The sequence below is a fragment of the Aquipuribacter aurantiacus genome, assembly GCF_051216895.1.
GTDB lineage: Bacteria > Actinomycetota > Actinomycetes > Actinomycetales > JBBAYJ01 > Aquipuribacter.
Map to the genome: position 1 here is coordinate 397,523 of NZ_JBPKAO010000002.1, position 22,376 is coordinate 419,898.

The following is a 22,376-nucleotide window of genomic DNA, read 5'->3' on the forward strand; positions in this document are numbered from 1 at the left end:
CGAGCCGGGGCTGGCCACCTGCCGCGCTTCTGGGAGACTCGTCGGCGGTCGACGACCGACGTCGGCCACCGACGGGCGTGGCAGCCCAGTTACGGAGCACTCGCGTGGACGACGGGGCGACACAGGAGCACGGTCCGGAGGAGGACCTGGTCCGGCTCGCCGAGGCCTACGGGGTCGCGACCGACTACTGGGACTGGCAGGGCAACCACGTCCAGGTCCCGCGCAGCACCGTGCTCGCGGTGCTGGCGGCGCTGCAGGTCGACGCCGGCACCCCCGAGGCCCTCGCCACGGCGTTGCGCGACGCGGAGCTGCTCGGCTGGCGCCACCCGGTGCCCGCCACGACGGTCACCCGCAGCGGGCGCGCGGCCACGGTGCTGGTGCACGTCCCGGACGGCTGGACCGCGCGCGTGGTCGCCGAGCTGGAGGACGGTGGGCAGGTCGACCTCGACCAGGTCGCCCACGAGGTCGGCCCCCGCGACGTCGACGGGCAGCAGGTCGGCGAGGCGGCGTTCGCCCTGCCGGAGGACCTGCCGCTGGGCTGGCACCAGCTGCGGCTGGTGGCCGAGGACCTCGCCGGCGGCGACGCCCGTGAGAGCACCGGGGTCCTGGTGGTGTCGCCCGACCGCCTGGAGCTGCCCGCGGCCCTGTCGGAGCGCCGGCAGTGGGGCTTCATGACCATGCTGTTCCAGGTCCGCTCCGAGGACTCCTGGGCCTTCGGGGACCTGGCCGACCTGGCCGAGGTGGCCGGCTGGTCCGCGCGCGAGCACGGCGCGGGGTTCATCCTGCTCAACCCGCTCCACGCCCCCGACCCGGTCCCCCCGATCGAGGCCTCGCCCTACCTGCCGGCGACCCGACGCTTCGTCAACCCGCTGTACCTGCGGGTCGAGGACGTCCGGGAGACCGCCTACCTGTCGGCCGCCGACCGCGCCGTGGTGGAGTGGCACGCCGAGGAGCTGCGCGAGCTCAACCGCGACGACGTCCTCATCGACCGCGACCTGGTGTGGGAGGCCAAGCGGGCCGCGCTGGAGCGCGTGTTCGCCGTCCGCCGCTCCCCAGCGCGGGAGGCGCAGTTCAGCGCCTTCAAGGAGCGCGAGGGCCAGGGCCTCGTCGACTGGGCGACCTGGTGCGCGCTGCGCGAGTTCTACGGCACGCCGTCCTCGCAGTGGCCCGCCCACGCGGGCAGCCCCGGCACCGAGGCCGTCGCGCAGCTGCGCGAGGAGCTGTCGCACCGGGTCGAGCTGCACTGCTGGCTGCAGTGGCAGATGGACATCCAGCTCGCCACCGCGCAGCGCAGCGCCGTCGAGGCGGGGATGGGTCTCGGGATCATCCACGACCTCGCCGTCGGGGTGCACCCCGACGGCGCCGACGCCTGGGCGCTGCAGGACACCATGGCCCGCGGCGTCAGCGTCGGTGCGCCGCCGGACGCGTTCAACCAGCAGGGCCAGGACTGGTCCCAGCCGCCGTGGCGGCCCGACGCCCTGGCCGAGGCCGGCTACGCGCCGCTGCGCGACATGCTGCGGGCGGTGCTGCGCCACGGCGGCGGCATCCGCATCGACCACATCATCGGCCTGTTCCGGCTGTGGTGGATCCCCTCGGGGGCGGGCCCGGCCGACGGGACCTACGTCCGCTTCGACCACGAGGCGATGATCGGGGTGCTGGCCCTGGAGGCGCACCGCGCCGGGGCCGTCGTCGTCGGCGAGGACCTGGGCAACGTCGAGCCGTGGGTGCGCGACTACCTGCTGGAGCGCGGCGTGCTGGGCACGTCGATCCTCTGGTTCGAGAAGGACGCCGACGGGGCCCCGCTCAAGCCGCAGCGGTGGCGGGAGCTGTGCCTGGCCACCGTGACCACCCACGACCTGCCGCCGACCGCCGGGTACCTGGCGGGCGAGCACATCGAGGTCCGCGAGCGGCTCGGTCTGCTGACCCGCGACGTCGACGAGGAGCGCGCGGCCGACACGGCCGACCGTGCCGCCTACCTGCGGATGCTGACCGACCTGGGCCTGCTGCCGGACCAGCCCCTGGAGCGGCAGACGGTCGAGGCGCTGCACCGGCTGCTGACGTGGACCCCCAGCATCCTGCTGGGCGTCGCGCTGCCGGACGCCGTCGGCGACCGCCGGGCGATCAACCAGCCGGGCACCTACCTGGAGTACCCCAACTGGCGGCTGCCGATGGCCGACGGCGTGGGCGTCCCGGTCCTGCTGGAGGACCTGGTGCGCTCGCCGCGCGCGGCCAGCCTGGGCCGGGTGCTGCGCGAGGGCGTCTGAGGCTCCTCGCTCAGCCGAGCAGCTCCCGCTCCTGCGCCCGCAGCGAGCGGGCCGTGCTGTCGCGGTTCTCCAGCACGAGGCGTCGCAGTCCCGCCGGGGCGTCCGGGTGGGCCGCCAGCCAGGCGTCGCCGCGGCCGACGAGGTCGGCGGTGACCAGGGCCGACGGGTACGTCCCGGTGACGACCTGCTGGGCCATCTCGTTGGTCCGGGCGTGCCACTGCGGCAGCAGGGCGTCGAAGTACCGGTCCAGGAAGCGTTCGAAGAGCTCGGGCTCGGGCGACCGCGAGAACCCCGAGATGGTGGCCGCCGACACCGCGTTGGGCAGGTCGCCCGACATGATGCGCGACCAGGCCTGCTCCTTGGCCTCGACGGTCGGTCGGGCGGCGAGCGCCGCCGCGGCGGCCCGCTGGCCCGAGGCGGTGTCGTCGCGCGCCTGCTCGGCCTCGACCAGGTCTGCCGAGCGCAGCGAGGAGTCCTCGTCGGCGCTCGCGACGGCCGCGACCAGGTCCCAGCGCAGGTCGGTGTCGACCGTGAGACCGGGCAGCTCCAGCGTGCCGGACAGCAGCCCCCGGACCACCTCGACGTGCTCGGCGCTGCGCACGAAGCCGCAGAACGCGCGCACCGCCTGCAGCTGGATGTCGCTGCCCGGCGGGGCGGCCCGCGCCAGGTCCCACAGCCCGTCGGCCACGCGCTGGGCGGTGGCGCCCCGGTTGGGGGGAGCGGTGAACAGGCGGGCGGCGCTGCTGAGCTGGCGCACCAGCGTGAGCACGACGGACGACTCCGTCTCCGCGGCCACGTTGCCCAGCACCAGGTCGACGAACTGCCCGGCGCCGGTCTCGGCGTCGCGCAGCATGTCCCACGCCGCCCCCCACACGACGCTGCGGGCCATGGACGAGCCCAGCACCGACAGGTGGTCGGTGGCGGTGGCCAGCGAGTCGGGGTCCAGACGGACCTTGGCGTAGGCCAGGTCGTCGTCGTTGAGCAGCAGCAGCGCCGGCCGTGACCGTCCGGCCAGCCCGGGGACGTCGGTGCGCTCGCCGTCCACGTCCAGCTCGACCCGGTGGGTGCGCACGAGGGCACCGTCGACGAGGTCGTAGCAACCGACCGCGAGGCGGTGGGGGCGCAGCACGGGGTGGTCGGCCGGTGCGGTCTGCACGAGCGTCACCCGGCGCATCGTGCCGTCGCCGGCCTCGTCGACCTCGGCGCCGATGGTCGTCACGCCCGAGGTCATCAGCCATCGCTGCACCCAGTCGTCCAGGTCACGGCCGCTGGCGGTCGACAGCTCGCCCAGTAGGTCGCCGAACACGGTGTTGCCCCAGGCGTGGGCCCGGAAGTACGCCCGCAGCCCCTCGAAGAACTCCTCGCGCCCGACCCAGGCCACCAGCTGCTTGAGCACGCTGGCGCCCTTGGCGTAGGTGATGCCGTCGAAGTTGACCTCGACGTCCTCCAGGTCGCGGATGTCGGCGATGACCGGGTGGGTGGTGGGCAGCTGGTCCTGGCGGTAGGCCCAGGACTTCTCCATCGCCGAGAACGTCGTCCACGCCTGGTCCCAGCGGGTCGCCTCGGCGGTGGCCAGCGTGGACGCGAACTCGGCGAACGACTCGTTCAACCACAGGTCGTCCCACCACCGCATCGTCACCAGGTCGCCGAACCACATGTGGGCCAGCTCGTGGAGCACCGTGACCGCGCGCCGCTCGTGGAACGCCTCCGGGGTCTTGGACCGGAACACGTAGGTCTCGGTGAACGTCACGCAGCCGGCGTTCTCCATCGCCCCGGCGTTGAACTCCGGCACGAACAGCTGGTCGTACTTCTCGAACGGGTAGGCCTGGTCGAAGCTCGCCTCGTAGAAGGCGAAGCCACGTCGGGTGATGTCGAGGATCTCCCCGGCGTCCAGGTACGGCGCGAGGGAGGCGCGGCAGAACACCCCCAGCGGGACGGTGCGGCCGTCACGGCTGACCAGCTCGTCGCGGACCACGTGGTACGGCCCCGCGACCAGGGCGGTGACGTAGGACGACAACCGGGGGGTCGGGGCGAAGCGCCAGGTGGCGCTGCCGTCCCGGCCCGGCTCCGGCTGCGGCGTGGGTGACACCGACGTGACCTGCCAGTGCGCCGGGGCGGTCACCGTGAAGGCGAACGTGGCCTTGAGGTCGGGCTGCTCCAGGACGGCCAGCACCCGGCGGGAGTCGGCCACCTCGAACTGCGTGTAGAGGTAGACCTCGCCGTCGACCGGGTCGACGAAGCGGTGCAGCCCCTCGCCGGTGTTCATGTACGGGCAGCGGGCCCGGACGGTGACCTCGACGTCGCCGGCGGGCAGGTCGTGCAGCCACAGCCGGGAGTCGTGGTGGACGTGCGCCGGGTCCAACCGGTAGGTGCGCCCGCCTGCCCGGACCTCGACCTCCTCGACGTGCTCGGCGATCAGGTCGAGCCAGGTCGAGCCGGGCTCGCGCAGCCGGAAGCGGGCCACGGTCCGCGACACGAACCACTCCTGGCCCGTGGTCAGGTCGAGGTCGACGTCGTAGCTCTGGGACTCGACGAGAGCGGCGCGGGCCTGCGCCTCGTCGCGCGTGAGGTTGGTTCCGGGCACGGGCGAATCCTGTCACGTGCACGCGGCCCGGGACGGAATTCCCCCGGCGACCACGCGGTTGGCACCGACCGTGACGACCACCGAGGACACGACCGACCGAACGACCGACCCGACCGCTGCCGGCACGGCCCCCGCGAAGGCGGCCGTGGCCGACTTCTGGTTCGACCCGATCTGCCCGTGGGCGTGGATGACCTCGCGCTGGATGGACGAGGTCGAGAAGGTCCGCGACGTCACGGTGCGGTGGCACGTGATGAGCCTCGCCGTGCTCAACGAGGGCAACGACGTGGCCGAGGACTACCGCCAGATGATGACCCGGGCGTGGGGCCCGGTGCGGGTGGTCGTCGCCGCGCAGCAGGCCCACGGCGACGAGGTCGTCAAGAAGCTGTACGACGCCATCGGCACGCGGATCCACCCCGGCGGGCGCAAGGACTGGGACACGGTCGTCGTCGAGGCGCTGGCCGAGGTCGGCCTGCCCGCCGCGCTGGCCGACGCCGCCGAGGGCAACGAGCACGACGAGGCCCTGCGCGAGAGCCACGCCGCCGGGATCGGGCTGGTCGGCGAGGACGTCGGCACCCCGGTCGTGGCGTTCGACGGCACCGCGTTCTTCGGTCCCGTCGTCACCCCGGCCCCCCGGGGCGAGGCCGCCGGCCGGCTGTGGGACGGGGCCCTGCTGGTGGCGGGAACCCCCGGCTTCTACGAGCTCAAGCGCAGCCGGTCGCAGGGCCCGGTCTTCGACTGAGGGCCGCTCGCGGCCGTCGCACCACGGTGCCGGTCACACCACGATGACGGCGCGCCCCGGGGCGGGCGTGCCGTCGGACCACACGGCCGGAAGGCCCGCTCCGAGCACCCGGGCCTGCCCGTAGGCGTGGCGCAGGGCGGAGCAGGCCGCGGCCAGGGCGTCCAGGGCGTCGTCGACCGGGACCCGGTCCCGGGCCGACGTCCCGACCGGTACCGCGGCCAGCGCCGCCACCACGTCGAGGCCGGGGAGGGTGCGCTGCAGCAGCCCGATGCGCTGGGCCGCGCCCGGGGCGGACCGCTTGGCGGCGGCCGGCGGCAGCCGGAAGTGCTCCGCCATGACCGCGAACGAGGTCTCCGGGTGCACCTCGACCACGCGCCCGCCCGCCGGGCCGAGCGCCCGGACGGCGTCCTCGACCTCGAGGACCTTGGCCGCGATCATCCAGGACTGCGTCGAGACACCCCCACCGCCGGCGGCCCGGGACGCCGCGTCGGCGCTCGGTCGCACCGCCGGGGCGAGCGCGCGGCCGGGCTCCAGGTGCGCCCGGGCCACCCGGAAGGCCGCGGCGGGTGCGGTCGCGAAGATGCTCCCGGCGCTGCGACCGAGCAGCCGTCGGGCCTCGGCCTCGGCCGGACGGGGACCGTGCTCGAGGAGCCCGACGGGGATGTCGACCCCGAGGCCCACGACGTCGGGCTCCCCGACCACGGCCAGGACCTCGCTCGCGAGGCCCACCGACCAGGTCGTGGTGGGGGGTCGGTCGCCGTCCGGGTCCAGGCTCAGCGCCGCCGACAACCACCGTTCGCGCACCCCGTCGACCCCGATGACCCGCACATCGGCCACAATGCCACCGTGCGCGTCCACATCGGTTCCGACCACGCAGGCTTCGAGCTCAAGACCCACCTCGTCACGACCCTGGCCGCCGACGGCCACGAGGTCGTCGACCACGGTCCGGCCGAGCTCGACCCGCTCGACGACTACCCGGCGTTCTGCCTGCGGGCCGCCCTGGCCGTGGTCGGTGACCCCGGCAGCCTCGGCGTGGTCGTGGGCGGCTCCGGCAACGGCGAGCAGATCGCCGCGAACAAGGTGCCCGGGGTCCGGGCCGTCCTGGCCTGGAGCGAGGACACGGCCCGGCTGGGGCGGCAGCACAACGACGCCAACGTCATCTCGGTGGGCGGTCGGATGCACGAGGTCGAGGTGTCCACCGGCTTCGTCCGGACGTTCCTGGCCGAGCCGTTCAGCGGGGACGAGCGGCACCAGCGCCGGATCGACCAGCTGACCCGCTGGGAGTCCGACGGCGAGCTGCCGCCGCTGCCCGACGGCAGCTGATGCCGGAGGGCCACACCGTCCACCGGCACGCCCGACAGCTGGCCGGGTTGTTCGCCGGCGACCCGGTCCGGCTCGACAGCCCCCAGGGCCGCTTCAGCGCCGGCGCCGCGGCGCTGGACGGCGTGGGGCTGGCGGGCACCGAGGCCTGGGGCAAGCACCTGCTGCTGCGGTTCGACGCCCCGCCGGGGTCGGACCGGTGGCTGCACGTGCACCTGGGGCTGTTCGGCACATGGGCGTTGGGCCACGGCCGCCCGCCGGAGCCCCGTGGGGCGCTGCGGCTGCGGCTGGTCGGCCCCGACCGTGGTGAGGACGGACCGGCGTGGGCGGAGCTGCGGGGGCCGACGGCGTGCGAGCTGCTCGACGACACCGGCCGGGCGGGGCTGCTGGCCCGGCTCGGACCCGACCCGTTGCGCGACGACGCGGTCCCGGACGACGCGTGGGCCCGGATCAGCCGGTCCAGGCAGAGCATCGCCGCGCTGCTGATGGACCAGAAGGTCGTCGCCGGCATCGGCAACGTCTACCGTGCCGAGGCGCTGTTCAGGGCCAGGCTGTCCCCCCGCACGCCCGGCAGGGCCGTGGCCCACGAGCAGTGGCAGGCCGTGTGGGACGACCTCGCGGTGCTGATGCGCGCGGGGGTGCGGTCCGGGCGCATCGTCACCACCGAGCGCGAGGACCGGGCTCGCCGCTCCGGCGCGGCCCGGCGCGAGGACGCCTACTACGTCTACCGCCGGCACGGCCGGCCGTGCCGGCTGTGCGGGACGACGGTCGAGGTCGCCGAGCTCGTCGGGCGACGGCTGTACTGGTGCCCCGGCTGCCAGCCGGGCTGACCCGACGCGACCGCCCGGCCCCCGGGAGGTCCTGCGACGGGGCGTGACCCACGATCGTGACCGGCGTTGCTCCGACCGTGGCGACGGTGTAGCTGCGCCGGGTGCACGCCCCCTACGCTCAGCCCTCATGGTGCGCTCCCGCTACGCGACGGTGCGTGGCTGGATGGGCGGCTGGCCGCGCAACCAGCCCGCGGTCCTCGTCGTGTTCGTCGCCGCGGCGCTGGTGTTCGCCCTGGCGAGCGGCATGCACGCCCGCTGGGTCCCGGCGGCGTCGGCCGTGCTGCTGATCCTGCTGGCCGCGTACTTCATGCAGCTGCGGTACCTGCTCTCCTACTACCTCGTGCTGATCGGCTCCGTGGTCGTGTCGGCCGTCATCCGGGACGACGAGATCGCGCCCGGGGTCGTCATCGTGCTGATCCTGACGGCCGCCCTGCTGGCGTTCTTCGTCCGCACCCGCGAGGTCCTCGGCGTCCAGGGCAACACCGGGCAGGACATGCTCGTCGACCTGCGCGACCGGTTGCGCGCCCAGTCGCTGCCCGCCCGGATGCCCGACGGGGTCCGGATGGAGGTGGCCCAGCGCTCGGCCAACGGCGAGGGCTTCTCGGGTGACTTCGTCCTGGCGTCGGTGCGCGAGCAGGCTCACGTGGCCCAGCCGGTCGGGGGGCGGACCACGGACTGGCCGGGAGCCCTCGAGGTCGCCGTCGTGGACGTGTCCGGCAAGGGCCAGGCCGCCGGGACCCGGGCCCTGCTGCTGTCCGGCGGGCTCAGCGGGCTGATGTCCGGGTCGCGGGTGGAGGAGTTCCTGCCGGCCGCCAACGCCTACCTGCTGCGTCAGGAGTGGGCCGAGGGGTTCGCGACGGCGGTGCACCTGGTCCTGGACCCCTGCACGGGTGCCTTCGCCGTGCGCAGCGCCGGGCACCCGCCGCCCGTGCAGCACCAGGCCGGTTCCGGCAGCTGGCGGGTGCTGTCGACCAGCCCGGAACCGGCGCTGGGTCTGATGGTGAACGGGACCTACGCCGAGGTGCGCGGCCGGCTGGGGCGCGGCGACGCCCTCGTGGTCTACACCGACGGGGTCGTCGAGGCGCGGGGCCGCGACCTGAGCTACGGGGTCGACCGGTTGACCGGGCAGCTCGCCCGGCACGTCCGCCAGGGGTACCGGGGTGCGGCCGCGGCCGGGGTCGACGCGCCGCGCGGCAACGGGGACGACGACCGTACGGTTGTCGTGGTCTGGCGCGAGTGAACCGAGGAGGGTCCATGGCACGCAAGGACAAGGTCGGGTTCTGGTACCGGGTGCGGTGGAACGTGCAGTACGCCCTGCTGTCGGTGGCCGGGCCCGCCCACCTGGACGAGAGCCAGGACCCCCGCACCCGGATGCGGGCCGAGCGCGCGGCGCGGGAGCGTCGGGCCGCGGAGGGCGAGGACCGCTGACGCGCGGCGGGTCGCAGCGGTGGCGGGGCCGGCCGTTTGTCGCGTCCGCCCGGGGGTAAGCCCCAGGCATGTCAGCCAGGAAGAACCCCGTCCGCGCCACCAAGGACGCCGTCGCGGCCGCCGCGCACGCCGTCGCCGACGCCGTCACCCCGCCGCACGTCCCCGGGGTCCCCTCCAGCGAGCCCCCCTCGCTGGAGGAGCCGACCACCCCGCGCGACCCGCTGCCCCCCAAGCCCGACCAGCGGGAGCCCGCCCCGTTCTCGCCGACCGGCAAGGACACTGGCGCACCGCCGACGGCCCGCGCCCAGGCCTGCCCCTACCTGACGACGGCCCAGGGCGTCCGGCTCCCGGACACCGACCACTCGCTCAAGGCCGGCGCGCGTGGGCCCGTGCTGCTGCAGGACCACCACCTGCGCGAGAAGATCATGCACTTCGACCACGAGCGCATCCCCGAGCGCGTGGTCCACGCCCGCGGCGCCGCGGCCCACGGCGTGTTCCGCGCCAACGGCGCCGCGGCCTCGGTGACGAAGGCCGCGTTCCTGGCCAAGGGCGTCGAGACCCCGGTGTTCACGCGCTTCTCCACCGTGCTGGGCTCCCGCGGGTCGGCCGACACGGTCCGCGACACGCGCGGCTTCGCGGTGAAGTTCTACACCGAGGAGGGCAACTACGACCTGGTCGGCAACAACATCCCCGTCTTCTTCATCCAGGACGCCATCAAGTTCCCGGACGTCATCCACGCGGCCAAGCCCCACCCGGACCGCGAGATCCCGCAGGCGCAGAGCGCCCACGACACCTTCTGGGACTTCGTGTCGCTGCACACCGAGGCCACCCACCACGTGATGTGGAACATGTCCGACCGCGGCATCCCGCGCTCGTACCGGATGATGGAGGGCTTCGGCGTGCACACCTGGCGCCTGGTCGCCGAGGACGGCAGCACGACCCTGGTCAAGTTCCACTGGAAGCCGGCCGCGGGGGTGCACTCCCTGGTGTGGGAGGAGGCCCAGCTGCTGGCGGGCAACGACCCGGACTTCCACCGGCGCGACCTGTACGACGCGATCGAGGCCGGGGCGTACCCGCAGTGGGACCTGGGCATCCAGACGTTCCCGGACACCGAGGACCAGATGTTCGAGGGCATCGACCTGCTGGACGCGACCAAGCTGGTGCCCGAGGAGCTGGCCCCGGTGCAGGTCATCGGGACCATGACGCTGGACGCCAACCCGACCAACTTCTTCGCCGAGACCGAGCAGGTCGCCTTCCACGCCGGGCACCTCGTGCCGGGCATCGACGTCACCGACGACCCGCTGCTGGCGGGCCGGCTGTTCTCCTACCTGGACACCCAGCTCACCAGGCTCGGCGGGCCCAACTTCTCGCAGATCCCGATCAACCGGCCCCACGCGCCGGTCAACGACATGCTGCGCGACGGTTTCCACCAGCAGGCCGTGCACGGCGGGGTGGCGCCGTACCGGCCCAACTCGCTCGACGGCGGGAACCCGTTCGAGGCCACGGAGGAGGAGGGCGCCTTCGTCGAGGTGCCCGCACCGGTCGCCGCGTCGCACAAGGTCCGGCAGGCACCGCAGTCCTTCGACGACCACACCAGCCAGGCGCGGATGTTCTGGCTGTCCATGTCGCCGGTCGAGCAGGCGCACATCGTGCAGGCCTTCACCTTCGAGCTGGGCAAGTGCTACGAGCAGACCATCAAGGAGCGTGAGCTGCAGGTGCTCGCGGACGTGGACGCCGGGCTGTGCGCCGCGGTGGCCGCCGGTCTGGGTCTGCCCGCCCCCGAGGCCACGACGCCGCCCGCCGACGTCGTCCTCAGCCCGACCCTGTCCCAGCTCGGCCGCACCTGGCCGACCGAGGGCCGCATGATCGGCATCGTGGTGGACCCCGCCGTGGGCCTGGCCGGGGTGCGCGAGGTGCGTGACGCAGTCCTGGCCGCCGGCATGGTGCCGCTGGTCGTCGCCCCCGTCGGGGGTGAGCTCGGTGACGGCGAGGGCGGTCCGGTCACGGTGCAGCGGTCGTTCCTGACCGCGCGCTCCGTCGAGCTGGACGCGGTCCTGCTGGCGGGCTCACCCGCCCCCGGGCCGGACGCGGTGGCCCCCCGGGACGCCCGGGCCGGGCAGCCGGGGGACCCCTCGGTCGACCCGCGGGTGACGCAGATGCTCGGCGAGATGTTCCGGCACGGCAAGGCGGTCGGGGCCTGGGGCTCCGGCGGTCACGCCCTCGCCACCGCCGGGCTGAGCCCGGAGGACCCGGGCGTGGTCCTCGGCGACGACGCGTCGGCCGTGCTGGCGCAGGTCGTGGAGCTGCTGCGCGAGCACCGGGTGTGGGACCGGCTCTGAGCGGTCGCACCACCCGGATCTCGCGGGCCCGGGTCGGCGCGGGCGGGGACTGCGGTCCCCGCCCGGCGCCGGCCCGGGCCGTCCGGGCCCGGGCCCGCTGCCCTTCGCGTCAGCGGCCGAAGACCCCGACCTGCCCCCGGCCGTCGGACTTCGCGCGGTAGACGGCGGCGTCCGCCGAGCGCAGCAGCGCGTCCGGCTCGACGGGCGGGGAGACCGCCACACCGATGCTGGCCGAGATGAGCAGGCGGTGCCCGTCGACCTCCAGCGGCTGGCGCACCGCGGCCAGGAGCCGTCCGGCGATGGCGTCGGCCGTGACCGCGTCGGTGTCGGGGAGCAGCGCGACGAACTCGTCGCCGCCGAAGCGCGCGACGGTGTCGTCGTCGCGGAGGACGCTCGCCAGGCGCGTGGCGGCCTCCACGAGCACGCGGTCGCCCAGCAGGTGCCCGGCCCCGTCGTTGACGTCCTTGAAGTGGTCGAGGTCGACGAACAGCAGGGCGAGCGGTGTCCGGTCCCGCCGGGACGCCGCCACCGCCTGCTCGAGCCGGTCGGTGAGCAGGGCCCGGTTCGGCAGCCCGGTCAGCGGGTCGTGCGTGGCCTCGACCTCGAGCATCTCGATGAACCTCGCCTCGGTGGCCCGCTGCTCGGTGACGTCGGTGTTGACCGCCAGCACGCCCTTGGGGCTGCCGTCCGGGTTCCGGAGCAGCGTCCACCGCGACTGCACGAGCCGCGCCGAGGAGGTCCTGCCGGTGCAGCGGAGCTCGCCGCTCCACTCACCCCGCTCGCGCACGACCGCCATGGCGGCGGCGATCTGGTCGCGGTCCCGTGTGATGAGCTCGTCCACCCGACGGCCCACGGCCTCCTGCGCCGACCACCCGTAGACGAGCTCCGCCCCGTGGTTCCAGTACACGGCGCGACCGTCGAGGTCCTCCACGAAGATGGCGTCCGTGGCCAGGTCCAGCAGCTGGGCCTGCTCCTGGATCCGCACCTGGGCCTGCTTGAGCTCCTCGATGTCGGTGCAGGTCCCGAACCAGGAGACGACGTCCCCGGCCGCGTCACGCAGCGGCGTGGCCCGGCCCAGCATCCAGTGGTAGGTCCCGTCGGCCCGACGGAGCCGGTACTCGATCTCGTACGGCTGCTCCGTCGACGTGGCCCGCTGCCAGCGCGCCGCGGCCCGCTCGCGGTCCTCGGGGTGGAACGGGGGGTTCCACCCGTGCCCGAGGCTCTCCTGGACCGTCAACCCCGTGAAGTCGCACCACTTGCGGTTGAAGTAGGTGTGCCAGCCGTCCGGGCGCGCGATCCAGACGATCTGCGGCATCGTCTCGACCACGAGCCGGAACGCGGAGTCGGTGGCAGCGCCCGCGTCCCGCACGCTGCTCGGGAGCTCGGACACGCACGACCTCCTGCAGGCCTGGTCGACCGGGAGCGGCCGGGGCCCGGTGCCCACGACCACGGGGTCCGACCCTAGGCGACGGTCGGCTCCCGGGGGTGTGCTTCGGCGGCGGCACACCCGCCACGACGTCACGTCACCCAGGTCACCTCGCCTCCGGACGGGCGATCATGCCGGAGCTCAGCGACGTCTACGCGCGGAGCGACCCGGCCCGCCGCAGCGCGGCGGCCAGCGACCCACCCACCGCGGGGGTCGCGGGGAACACGTTCTCGGTGCCGCACCGGTCCGGGGACAGGGTGCGCACCCGACGGGCCCCGCCCACCTCAGCCGCGGAGGACGAGCCCGACGCCCGACCTGGCGAGCGGTCGGAGGTGGTGCCGCTCGGCCACGGACAGGCGGGTGCTCACGTCAGGTCCCCCGTGGTGGCGGTGCTCGCGTGCTCGAGCGCTGACCGGTCCCGGGTGACGTGCTTGCGGGCGTGGGCGACGGCGCCCGGCAGGTCGGTGAACACGTGGTGGCGGGCCAGGGCGGGGGCGAGGGTGCCGACCTCGTGGAGCAGCCGGGTGTGCTCCGTGCCGGCGCCCTTCAGGAGGACCGTGATGTCGCGCCGGGCGAGCTGGTCGACGATCTCGCCGAGCGCCCGGGCGCCCGTCGCGTCGAGCACGCCGATGGAGCCCAGGCGCAGGATGACCACCCGGACGTCGGTGACGGACGTGAGCTCGGTGAGGAAGCGGGCGGAGGCGCCGAAGAACAGCGGGCCGTCCAGGCGGTAGGTGAGGACGTGCTGGGACAGCAGGGCATGCTCCTCGGCGTCGCCCACGCCGTCGTCGACCAGGGCTTCGGGCACGGCCTGGGCGGTGCGGGCCAGGTGGGCGAGGGCCAGGACGGCGGCCACGGCGAGGCCGATCCCCACGGCGAGGACGAGGTCCAGGGCGATGGTGGCGCCGGCGGTGAGGACGAGCACGGCGGCGTCGCCGCGGGTGGAGCGCAGCACCGATCGGACGTGGTGCCGTTCGACCATGCGGTAGGCGGTCACGATGAGGACCCCGGCCAGGGCCACGAGCGGGATGGTGCTGACCAGACCGGACGCGGTGTAGACGATGACGGTGAGGACGCCGGCGTGGGTGAGGGCCGCGAGCCGGGTGCTGGCCCCGGCGCGCGCGTTGACGGCGGTGCGGGCGATGGCGCCGGTGGCGGGCATCCCGCCGAAGAACCCGGAGGCGACGTTGGCGAGGCCCTGGCCGAACAGCTCCCGGTCGGGTTCGTGGCGGGGGGCGTCGGACATCCCGTCGGCGACCCGGGCCGAGAGCAGGCTCTCCAGACCCGCCAGGAAGGCGATGGCCAGGGCGGGGGCCAGCAGCGTGCCGAGACCGGCCAGGTCCGGCACTGCGGGGGCGGGCAGCGAGGACGGCAGGGTGTCGATCCGGGTGACCTGCCCCGGCAGCAGCTCGGCCACCGCGGTGACGACGACCACCGCGATCAGGCTGGAGGGCAGCGCTCGGTGCAGCCGGGGCAGGCCGGCGGTCAGCACGACCGCGAGCACGAGGAGCGCGACCACCGCCCACTGCGGGTCGACGGCGAAGGAGCGCACGGCCAGGGCCGCGGCGACGACGGCGTTGTCGACGTCGGGAGCGGGGACGCCGAGGGCGTTGGGCACCTGCTGCGCGGCGATGACGACCGCGATGCCGACGGTGAACCCCTCGACCAGCGGCCAGGGCACGAAGTCCAGGAGCCGGCCGAGCCGTAGGAGGGCCGCGGCGATCACGAGCACCCCGGCCATGATCGCGACGGGGTAGACGACCTCGGGTCCTCGGGTGGCGACCAGCGGGACGAGGACCACGGTCATCGCCCCGGTGGGACCGGACACCTGCAGGTGCGAGCCGCCGAACACGGCGGCGACGGCGCCGGCGACGACGGCGGTGACCAGGCCGGGGGCGGCACCCACGCCGGTCGCGACCCCGAAGGCCAGGGCCAGCGGGAGGGCGACGATGCCGACCGTCACCCCGGCCGCGAGGTCGCGGGGCCAGGAGCGGCGCAGCCCGCGGTAGTCGCTGCGCCGGGGCAGCAGGCCTCGCACCAGCTGCACCCCGGAGCGGCCCGCACGCCGCAGGGCCGGTCCCTGGCGGCCCGTCACGCGGAGGCGCTCCCGGTGTCCGCCGCGGAGACGGCGTCGTCGGCGTCGTCCAGCGCGCGCTGCAGGGCCTGGTCGTGGTGCAGGTTCGCGCGGATCAGGCGTCGGGCCACCGCCAGCAGCTCGGCGGTCTGCGGGTCGCGGAGGGTGCAGACCACGGTCGTGCGGACGCGCCGGCTGTCGACGATGCCGGCCCGGCGCAGCGTGGACACGTGCTGCGACAGGTGCGAGAGCTCGAACCCCGACGACGCGGCCAGCTCACCCATCGTGTGGTCCCCCTCGGCCAGGAGCTCCAGCACCCTCACGCGTGCGGGGTGAGCGAGGGCCTTGAACAGCTCGGCCTTGGCCTCGGCCAGGGGGCGACCCTCGGTGAACGGCATACCAGCACCCTACCTGAGAACTTGACAACATAGTCAAGTAAGCAAGTTGCCCCGACGGGGTGCGTCAGCGGTGTCGCCAGACCCTCCCGGCCGACCAGATCAGCAGCGCGGCCAGCAGCGGCACCAGCACGCCCTCCGGGACGACACCCAGCAGCAGCCCGCCCAGCACCGTGCCGGCGACCGACCCGGCCGCCATCAGGACCACGAAGCGGACGTTGCGGCGCAGCACGACGAAGCTGCCGTCCCGGCTGTAGCGGGCGAACGCGACGAGCATGGTCGGCAACGACACCACCAGGGACAGGCTGCCGGCGAGCGTGACGTCCACCCCGTGCAGCAGCGTGATCGTCGGGATCAGCAGCTCCCCGCCGGCGACGCCCATCAGGGCCGCGACCACGCCGATGCCGAAGCCCGCGACGACCCCGGCCACGAGCTGCACCGGCAGCGGCAGCGCCAGGGGCGGCACGACCGAGAGGTGCGAGCCCACGAGCACCACCGCGATCAGGACCAGCAGCACCGCCAGGACGCGGTACAGGGTCGCGGCCCGCATCCGTGTCGCCCAGTGCGCCCCGGCCCAGGCGCCGAGCAGGCTGCCGGCGAGCAGGTTCAGGACCACCGGCCAGCCCGCCAGCACGTCGCTGAGGGGGACGTGGACCAGGCGGGCGGGGAGCGCGGTGAGGACGACCACCAGGCTCATGGCCTTGTTGAGGATGACCGCCTGCAGGGCGGCGAAGCCGAACAACCCGATCAGCAGCGGCAGTCGGAACTCCGCCCCGCCCAGCCCGATCAGCCCCCCCAGCAGACCGACCAGTGCGCCGACACCGAGCACCAGCCACCACGGACGCTCCGGCACCGGGGTCGACGGTTCGGTCCGACGCTGCGCCATGGTCACCGGCCGGACGCTACGCGCCCATCCGGACCCGGGCCCGGCCCGAGGTCCTGGGGGTGCGGACGTGCCGGTGAGGCGCGCCGACGGCGGGGCTACCGTGGTCGGGTGCACCAGGGCGTGAGCACCGGCGTGGGGGCGCTGCGGGCTGTCCTGCTGGCGGCCGCGGTCGTCGGCCTGGCCGGCGCCGGTCACCTGCTGTCCGGGGGAGCCGCGCCGCCCTGGCGGGCCGTCGTGCTGTCGCTCCTCGTGGTGTCCGTGCTGTCCACGGCGACCGCGTCGCGTCGGGTCTCGCCGTGGCGGCTGGCCGTCGTGGTGGGTGGCGGCCAGGTCGTGCTGCACCATGCGCTCTCCTCGGGTGACGGCGGTCACCACCCGTCCCTGCTCGAGGCGACCACGTCGCCGGACCTGAGCATGGTCGCCGCTCATGCCGTGGCCACGGTCGTCACGGTCCTGGCCGTCCAGCGGGGCGAGGGAGCGGCGCGCGCCCTGCTGGCCTGGGCGGGCGCGAGGCCGATCACCCTGCCCCACGGGGTGATCCCCTCCGCGAGCGTGCCCCCGCCCGTGCGGGCCCTCCTGCTCGCCCCGGGCCGGCGGGTGGTCGACGCCGATCCCGCGCGAGGCCCGCCGGCGGGGTGCGCGCTCGCCGTCTGAGCACCAGCTCGTCGCTCGGCGCGATGCGCGACCGGTCACGCCGGCCCGAGCCGGCGTGCCTACCCGACCCGTCGACGGAACCCGTCGCCGGGACGACATGACGAGAGGTCGTGTCCTCCGGCGGCCGGCAGAGCAGGACTGGAGTCCCATGAGCCCGAAGAAGAACAGCGCGAAGAACGGCCCGACGAGCAGCGCGAGCAGCAGCGCCCGCAGCGGCGACAGGGCAGGCGGCCGTCCGACCGGTGGCGCCCGGTCCGTACCCAGGAGCGGTCGGGGCACCCCGCTGGGCGACGCCCGCCGGGGCAGCAGGGTGGTGCTGGCCGTCACGGCGGTCGTCGTGGCGGTCCTCGTCGGGGTGACGGTGACCGCCGTGGTGGTGGCCACCCGGCAGCAGGCCGACCTGGCCAGCACCGATCCCGACGTCGTCCAGCAGCAGGCGTTCCCGGGCACACCCGCCGAGGGGCAGGACGAGACCGGGGGCGTGGTCGTGGGTGGGACGGGGCCGGTGGTGCTGACCCTGTACGAGGACTTCCTCTGCCCCGCGTGCCGGCAGCTGGAGGAGACCAGCGGCGCCTACCTGGCCGAGCTCGAGGCCGGCACCGAGGTGACCGTGGAGTACCGACCGATCGCGATCCTGGACCGGCTGAGCGCCGGGTCCGACTACTCGACCCGATCCGCCGCCGCCGCGATGTGCGTGGCCGAGCACGACGGCGACGCCACGTTCCGCGCCTACGTCGGCGCCCTGTTCGCCGCGCAGCCGTCGGAGGGCGGCCCCGGCCCGGACGACGGGGCGCTCGCCGGCCTGGCCACCTCGGTCGGGGCCGGGGAGCAGACCACCGCCTGCATCGACCAGGGCCGCTTCACCGGTTGGGTCACCCGCAGCACCCAGCAGGCCCAGCAGCTCGGGGTGGGCGGGACGCCCACGGTGTGGGTGGACGGCGAGGCGAGCGAGGCCCGCACGCCGGAGCAGCTCGCGGCCGCGGTGGCGGCTGCGACGGGCTCGTAGCCCGGGCGCAGCAGCACCGGTCGGCGGGCGTCGCAGGAGCCCCTCGACCGGGTCGACGAGCCACCCGCCCAGGACGGCTGCCGGTGCCCGCGTCCCTCGGATACCGTCATCTCGTGCAACGGGACCGGTGCGTCGCCGCAGGAGCGCTGCGTGCTGCTGTGTCGGCCTCGGCGGTCGTCGGTCTGGCCGGGGCCGGGCACCTGCTCGCCGGTGGGGGCACCCCCTCGGTGCGGGCTCTGGTGCTGGCGCTGCTCGTGGTCGTGGTCCTGTCCACAGCCGTGGCGTCCCGTCGGGTCTCCGCCCGGCGGCTGACCGCCGTGGTCGCCGGCGGGCAGCTGGCGCTGCACCACGCGTTCGCCTGGGTCCCCGGCAACCACGGCGCGGTGGCCGACCCGTCGGTCGCCGGGCACGCGACGCTCTGGTGGGACCCGACCATGCTCGGCGCGCACGTGCTGGCCACCGCGGCGACCGTGGTCCTGCTGCGTCGCGGCGAGGCCGCCCTGGTGGCGCTCGGCTCCTGGGCCGGCCCGCTGCTGCTGCTGGTCGTGACACCCGCCCCGGTGGGTCCCGCGCGCCCGCTGCGCCGGGACGTCGAGCCGATGCCGCTCGGCGCCCCCCTCGCCGCCGCCGACCCCGTCCGGGGCCCGCCGCGGTCGTTCGCGCTCGCTGCCTGAGCTGCCGCGCGGGACCACGCCGCCCATCCGGGCGGTGCCCGGTGCTGCGGGCGTCACGTCCGTGGTCCTCGCGGGTCTCCGGACCCGTCGGGAACGGCGCGGACGCGCATTGTTCACGGGCATCGTCCGACCCAGGAACCGCTTTTCCGGATCAAAGGTGAAGCGGCGTCCGGTCATGCCTTCTCACCATTCTTGGCATGGTGTCGAAAAGCCAGAAGAATACGTCGAGCGGATTGACCCGCCCGCATTCTTCTGTATTCTTTGTCCCGGTGGTGATCCGGGAGAGCAGCCACCACTCGTCGACTGTCAAGGGGTAGGACGAGGTAAGGGAGTCGTGCGGTCCGCCCTGCCTGATGGGCGGGCCGCACGATCCGGATCACGGGGGTGACCGGCCGCAGGACTCCGCCGGTCGACGCCGCGCACGCGGAGGGTGTCCCTGCGGTGCGACCGTCACCCGTCTGCGACGAAGGTCCCGGGGAGGGGGTCCCCCGGGTGGGGACCATGGCGGCATGGCTGAGCGACGTACCGGTGCTCGTCGGACCGCAGCTCGCGGGGTGGCCCCGGTGACGGTCCCGGGTCCGTCCTCCGGCTCGGTCGCCGGTGTCGTGCTCGACCTCGACGGCGTGCTGACCGACACCGCGGCCCTTCACGCCCGGGCCTGGACCCGCCTGTTCGTGGACGTCTTCGCGCGGCACGGCGACGGCCGGGAGGTCGAGCCGTTCGGGCCTGAGGACTACCTGCGCCTCGTCGACGGGCGCCCACGTCTGGACGGTCTGGTCAACGTGCTGCGGTCGCGCGGCATCGTGCTGCCCCCCGGTCGTCCCGGCGACCCGCCGGACACCGAGACCATGCAGGGCGTGGCCGAGCGCAAGGACCGGTTCTTCGTCTCGCAGCTGCGTGACGGCGTCCCCGTGTTCGACGCCAGCCGACCCCTGCTGCAGCGGCTCGTCGGTGCGGGCGTACCGGTCGCGGTCGTGTCCGCGAGCCGGCACGCCGCCGAGGTGCTCGAACGGACGGGCCTGAGGCAGTACGTCGCCGTCCTGGTCGACGGCCAGGAGGCGCAGCGGCTCGGGTTGCCGGGCAAGCCTGACCCGGCCACGTTCCTGCTGGCGGCGCGGCGCCTCGGGGTGGAGCCGGCGCAGGCCGCCGTGGTGGAGGACGCGGTGGCGGGGGTGCAGGCCGGTCGGCGCGCCGGGTTCCGGCTGGTCGTGGGCGTCGACCGGCACGGTGACCCGACCGGTCTGGAGGAGGCCGGGGCCGACCTGGTGGTGGCCGACCTGGCCGACCTGGACGCCGCGCTGCTCGTGGCCCCCGGGTAGTCACGTCGCGGGAGGTCGGCGGCCGCGGGCGACCCCCTCGAAGACGAGCCGGCCGCCGCCGGGCAACCGGCGGCGATCACCCCGGACGTCGACCAGGACGTGGCCGGCGCTCGGCTCGGACTCCACCTCGAGGTCCTCGCCACGGATGGCCACGGTGACCCACCGTCCCCGGTAGCGGACGCGGAAGGTGAGGTGGTCCAGTCCCGGGGGCAGGTTCGGTCGGAGGTTCAGGACCCCGTCGAGCGCCCGGAGGCCGGAGTACCCCCTCAGCAGCATGTCCACGGTGCCGGCCATCGCCCCGAGGTGGATGCCCTCCGCGGTGGTGCCGCCCTGGACGTCGGAGATGTCGCTGTCCAGGGCCTCCTCGAGCAGCCGCAGCGAGGTGCCGCGCTCCACCCGGGCCAGCACCCAGGAGTGGACCAGGTTCGACAGCGTCGACCCGTGCGAGGTCCGCCCGACGTAGTAGTCCACCGTGCGCCGGAGCAGGTCCGCGTCGTAGGCGTACCCGAGCCGGGCGAGCAGACCCTTGAGCTCCTGGTAGGAGAAGAGGTAGCCGAGCATGAGCACGTCGGCCTGCTTGGAGGCCTTGTAGCGGTTCACGGTGTCACCCTCGGCCTCGAGGATCCGGTCCAGCCGGGCGATGTCGCCGTACCGCCGCCGGTAACCGGCCCAGTCCAGCTCCTCGAGGTCCTCGTAGCCCTCGAACTGGCTGATCATGCCGTCGGCGTGGAACGGCACGGTCAGGCGCCGGCTCACCGTGTCCCAGCGCTGCAGCTCCTCCGGTGCGAGCTCGAGCCGGTCCCGCACCGCGCGGTGGTCGGTGGGCGGCAGCTGGTCCAGCAGCGGGGGCGCCACGGCGAGCAGCCAGGCGGCGAGGACGTTGGTGTAGGTGTTGTTGCGCAGGCCGGGCCCGGGCCACGCCGGGTCCGCGTCGTGGAACTCGTCGGGGCCCATCACCCCGTCGATCCGGTACCGGTCGGTGGCGGGGTCGTACGTGGCGAGGTCGGCGAAGAAGCGGGCGACCTCGACGAGCAGGTCGGCCCCGGCTCCGGCGAGGAACTCCTGGTCGCCGGTGACCTCGTAGTAGTGGTGGACCTCGTAGGCGATGGCCAGCCCCACGTGCCGTTGGCGCCACGACTGGTCCGGCAGCCAGCGCCCGGAGCGGGGGTTGAGGTGCAGCAGCTGGCTCTCCTCGCGGCCGTCGCTGCCCGACTGCCACGGGAACATGGCACCGCGGTGCCCGTCCGCCCGGGCCGCCCTGCGCGCTGCGGGCAGCCGGCGGTGCCGGTAGCGCAGCAGGGACCGGGTGAGCTCGGGTGAGCGGTAGGTCAGCAGGGGGGTGACGAAGAGCTCGTCCCAGAACACGTGACCGCGGTAGGCCTCGCCGTGCAGACCGCGCGCCGGTACACCGACGTCCAGGTCGGCGGTGTGGCCGGACAGGGTCTGCAGCAGGTGGAACTGGTGCAGTCGAAGGGCCCGGCGGGAGCGGACCGAGCCGTTCACGTCCGTGTCGAAGCGCTCCCACAGGGTCCGCCAGGCCCGGGAGTGCTCCCGGAGCAGGTCCGGCAGGTCCCCGGCGGCCCGGACGAGCTCGACCGCAGCCGCGCCGGGCTCGGAGACGGCGGCGTGCCGGGAGGTGACGAGGGCCACCACCTTCTCGACCCTCACCGTGGAGCCGGCTCGGGCCACCACCGTGCAGTCGGTGCCCACGACGCCGTCGGCCTCGACGTGGACCCGCTCCACGGGCAGCTCCTCGTGCTGGGGCACCAGGCGGGTGCGTGCGGCCAGCGCGACCTCGGTGCGGGACTGCAGGGTGCGGCTGCGCAGCAGGACCACCTCGTCGTCCACCCGGGACCGGTCGAGGGTCTCCAGGTGACGGTCCTCGAGGTCCCGGTACCGAGGGACGCCGTCGTTGCGGACCGAGCCGTCCAGGGCGGAACGCAGCGTCAACCGACCGGACCAGTTGTGCGGTCGGACCGTGGTCTCCAGGGCGGCCAGGTGGGGCGAGCCCATGTGCACCAGGCGCCGTGAGGTCACCGACGTCCGACGTCCGGCGTGGTCCAGGAGCACCATCCGGCGCTCCAGCACGCCGGTGCGCATGTCGAGCACCTGCTCGTACCCGAGCAGCTCCGCCGTGCCGGGGTGCAGCCAGTCGTCCTCCCCCACGCGGAGCATCAGCGGGAGCCAGCTCGGGGCGTTGACGAGGTCCTCGTTCTCCACCTGTCGACCGGCCAGGGTGGTGGTGGCGCGGTCGTACAGCCCGGCCACGTAGGTACCCGGGTGGTGCGGGGCGCCGGGCGGGGCCTCCGGCGCCGCCCCCCGGGTCGCGAACAGGCCGTTCCCCAGGGTGCACAGCGCCTCGCGGAGCGGTTCCTCCGCGGGGTCCCAGCCGGTGTAGGTCAGCAACCACGGGTCCTCACCGGGTGGTCCGGCGCGCG

General features: G+C 74.7%; 18 protein-coding genes. 11 read left to right on the forward strand and 7 right to left on the reverse strand.

What is annotated here, in order from left to right; genetic code table 11:
• Positions 1-104 precede the first annotated feature (104 nt).
• Positions 105-2,264 carry a 4-alpha-glucanotransferase gene (gene malQ / locus ACR80Q_RS04605; protein ID WP_435376376.1) on the forward strand — a complete coding sequence of 720 codons (2,160 nt, stop codon included), beginning with the start codon at positions 105-107 and terminating at the stop codon, positions 2,262-2,264.
• A 10-nt stretch (positions 2,265-2,274) separates the two neighbouring features.
• Here malQ and pepN read toward each other — a convergent pair whose 3' ends face one another.
• Positions 2,275-4,848, reverse strand: a complete 2,574-nt coding sequence (gene pepN, locus ACR80Q_RS04610; RefSeq protein WP_435376378.1) for an aminopeptidase N — start codon at positions 4,846-4,848, stop codon at positions 2,275-2,277.
• A gap of 145 nt (positions 4,849-4,993) precedes the next feature.
• On the opposite strand from pepN, the gene ACR80Q_RS04615 reads away from it, so the two are divergent.
• A complete protein-coding gene (locus ACR80Q_RS04615; RefSeq protein ID WP_435376444.1) occupies positions 4,994-5,587 on the forward strand; it encodes a mycothiol-dependent nitroreductase Rv2466c family protein in 594 nt (197 codons plus the stop codon).
• 33 nt (positions 5,588-5,620) lie between these two features.
• On the opposite strand, the gene ACR80Q_RS04620 is transcribed toward ACR80Q_RS04615, so the two are convergent.
• Positions 5,621-6,424 (reverse strand): DUF429 domain-containing protein, encoded by an 804-nt coding sequence (locus ACR80Q_RS04620; protein WP_435376379.1) that lies wholly within the window; start codon positions 6,422-6,424, stop codon positions 5,621-5,623.
• Positions 6,425-6,433: 9 nt separating this feature from the next.
• On the opposite strand from ACR80Q_RS04620, the gene ACR80Q_RS04625 reads away from it, so the two are divergent.
• The 5 genes from ACR80Q_RS04625 (at position 6,434) to ACR80Q_RS04645 (ending at position 11,504) form a co-directional block, all read left to right on the forward strand.
• Entirely contained in the window at positions 6,434-6,910 is a 477-nt protein-coding gene (locus ACR80Q_RS04625) for a ribose-5-phosphate isomerase (protein WP_435376380.1), read from the forward strand.
• Positions 6,910-7,737, forward strand: coding sequence for an Fpg/Nei family DNA glycosylase (locus ACR80Q_RS04630; RefSeq protein ID WP_435376381.1), 828 nt, complete (start codon positions 6,910-6,912; stop codon positions 7,735-7,737). The genes ACR80Q_RS04625 and ACR80Q_RS04630 overlap by 1 nt, the downstream gene beginning before the upstream one ends.
• A 127-nt stretch (positions 7,738-7,864) precedes the next feature.
• Positions 7,865-8,977, forward strand: coding sequence for a PP2C family protein-serine/threonine phosphatase (locus ACR80Q_RS04635; protein WP_435376382.1), 1,113 nt, complete (start codon positions 7,865-7,867; stop codon positions 8,975-8,977).
• 14 nt (positions 8,978-8,991) lie between these two features.
• A complete protein-coding gene (locus ACR80Q_RS04640; protein WP_435376383.1) occupies positions 8,992-9,165 on the forward strand; it encodes a hypothetical protein in 174 nt (57 codons plus the stop codon).
• A gap of 68 nt (positions 9,166-9,233) precedes the next feature.
• A complete protein-coding gene (locus ACR80Q_RS04645) occupies positions 9,234-11,504 on the forward strand; it encodes a catalase (RefSeq protein ID WP_435376384.1) in 2,271 nt (756 codons plus the stop codon).
• Positions 11,505-11,613: 109 nt separating this feature from the next.
• Here the strand turns inward: ACR80Q_RS04645 and ACR80Q_RS04650 are convergent, their stop codons facing one another.
• The 4 genes from ACR80Q_RS04650 to ACR80Q_RS04665 form a co-directional block, all read right to left on the reverse strand.
• Positions 11,614-12,894 (reverse strand): sensor domain-containing protein, encoded by a 1,281-nt coding sequence (locus tag ACR80Q_RS04650; protein WP_435376385.1) that lies wholly within the window; start codon positions 12,892-12,894, stop codon positions 11,614-11,616.
• Positions 12,895-13,294: 400 nt separating this feature from the next.
• Positions 13,295-15,025 (reverse strand): SulP family inorganic anion transporter, encoded by a 1,731-nt coding sequence (locus ACR80Q_RS04655; RefSeq protein ID WP_435376386.1) that lies wholly within the window; start codon positions 15,023-15,025, stop codon positions 13,295-13,297.
• Entirely contained in the window at positions 15,022-15,402 is a 381-nt protein-coding gene (locus tag ACR80Q_RS04660; protein ID WP_435376387.1) for an ArsR/SmtB family transcription factor, read from the reverse strand. The genes ACR80Q_RS04655 and ACR80Q_RS04660 overlap by 4 nt, the downstream gene beginning before the upstream one ends.
• Before the next feature lie 64 nt (positions 15,403-15,466).
• Positions 15,467-16,285, reverse strand: coding sequence for a TSUP family transporter (locus ACR80Q_RS04665; RefSeq protein WP_435376445.1), 819 nt, complete (start codon positions 16,283-16,285; stop codon positions 15,467-15,469).
• A 108-nt stretch (positions 16,286-16,393) separates the two neighbouring features.
• On the opposite strand from ACR80Q_RS04665, the gene ACR80Q_RS04670 reads away from it, so the two are divergent.
• The 4 genes from ACR80Q_RS04670 to ACR80Q_RS04685 all read left to right on the forward strand — a co-directional run bounded on the left by ACR80Q_RS04670 (position 16,394) and on the right by ACR80Q_RS04685 (position 19,938).
• The gene (locus ACR80Q_RS04670) at positions 16,394-16,939 is read left to right on the forward strand and encodes a hypothetical protein (RefSeq protein WP_435376388.1); all 546 of its coding nucleotides are present in this window, start codon (positions 16,394-16,396) and stop codon (positions 16,937-16,939) included.
• Between the two features lie 148 nt (positions 16,940-17,087).
• On the forward strand, positions 17,088-17,945 hold the full coding sequence (locus ACR80Q_RS04675; RefSeq protein WP_435376389.1) for a DsbA family protein: 858 nt from the start codon (positions 17,088-17,090) through the stop codon (positions 17,943-17,945).
• Between the two features lie 113 nt (positions 17,946-18,058).
• On the forward strand, positions 18,059-18,619 hold the full coding sequence (locus ACR80Q_RS04680) for a hypothetical protein (protein ID WP_435376390.1): 561 nt from the start codon (positions 18,059-18,061) through the stop codon (positions 18,617-18,619).
• 509 nt (positions 18,620-19,128) lie between these two features.
• Entirely contained in the window at positions 19,129-19,938 is an 810-nt protein-coding gene (locus ACR80Q_RS04685) for an HAD family hydrolase (RefSeq protein ID WP_435376391.1), read from the forward strand.
• Here the strand turns inward: ACR80Q_RS04685 and ACR80Q_RS04690 are convergent, their stop codons facing one another.
• Positions 19,939-22,344, reverse strand: coding sequence for a glycoside hydrolase family 65 protein (locus ACR80Q_RS04690; RefSeq protein ID WP_435376392.1), 2,406 nt, complete (start codon positions 22,342-22,344; stop codon positions 19,939-19,941). It abuts the gene before it with no gap.
• Positions 22,345-22,376 lie beyond the last annotated feature (32 nt).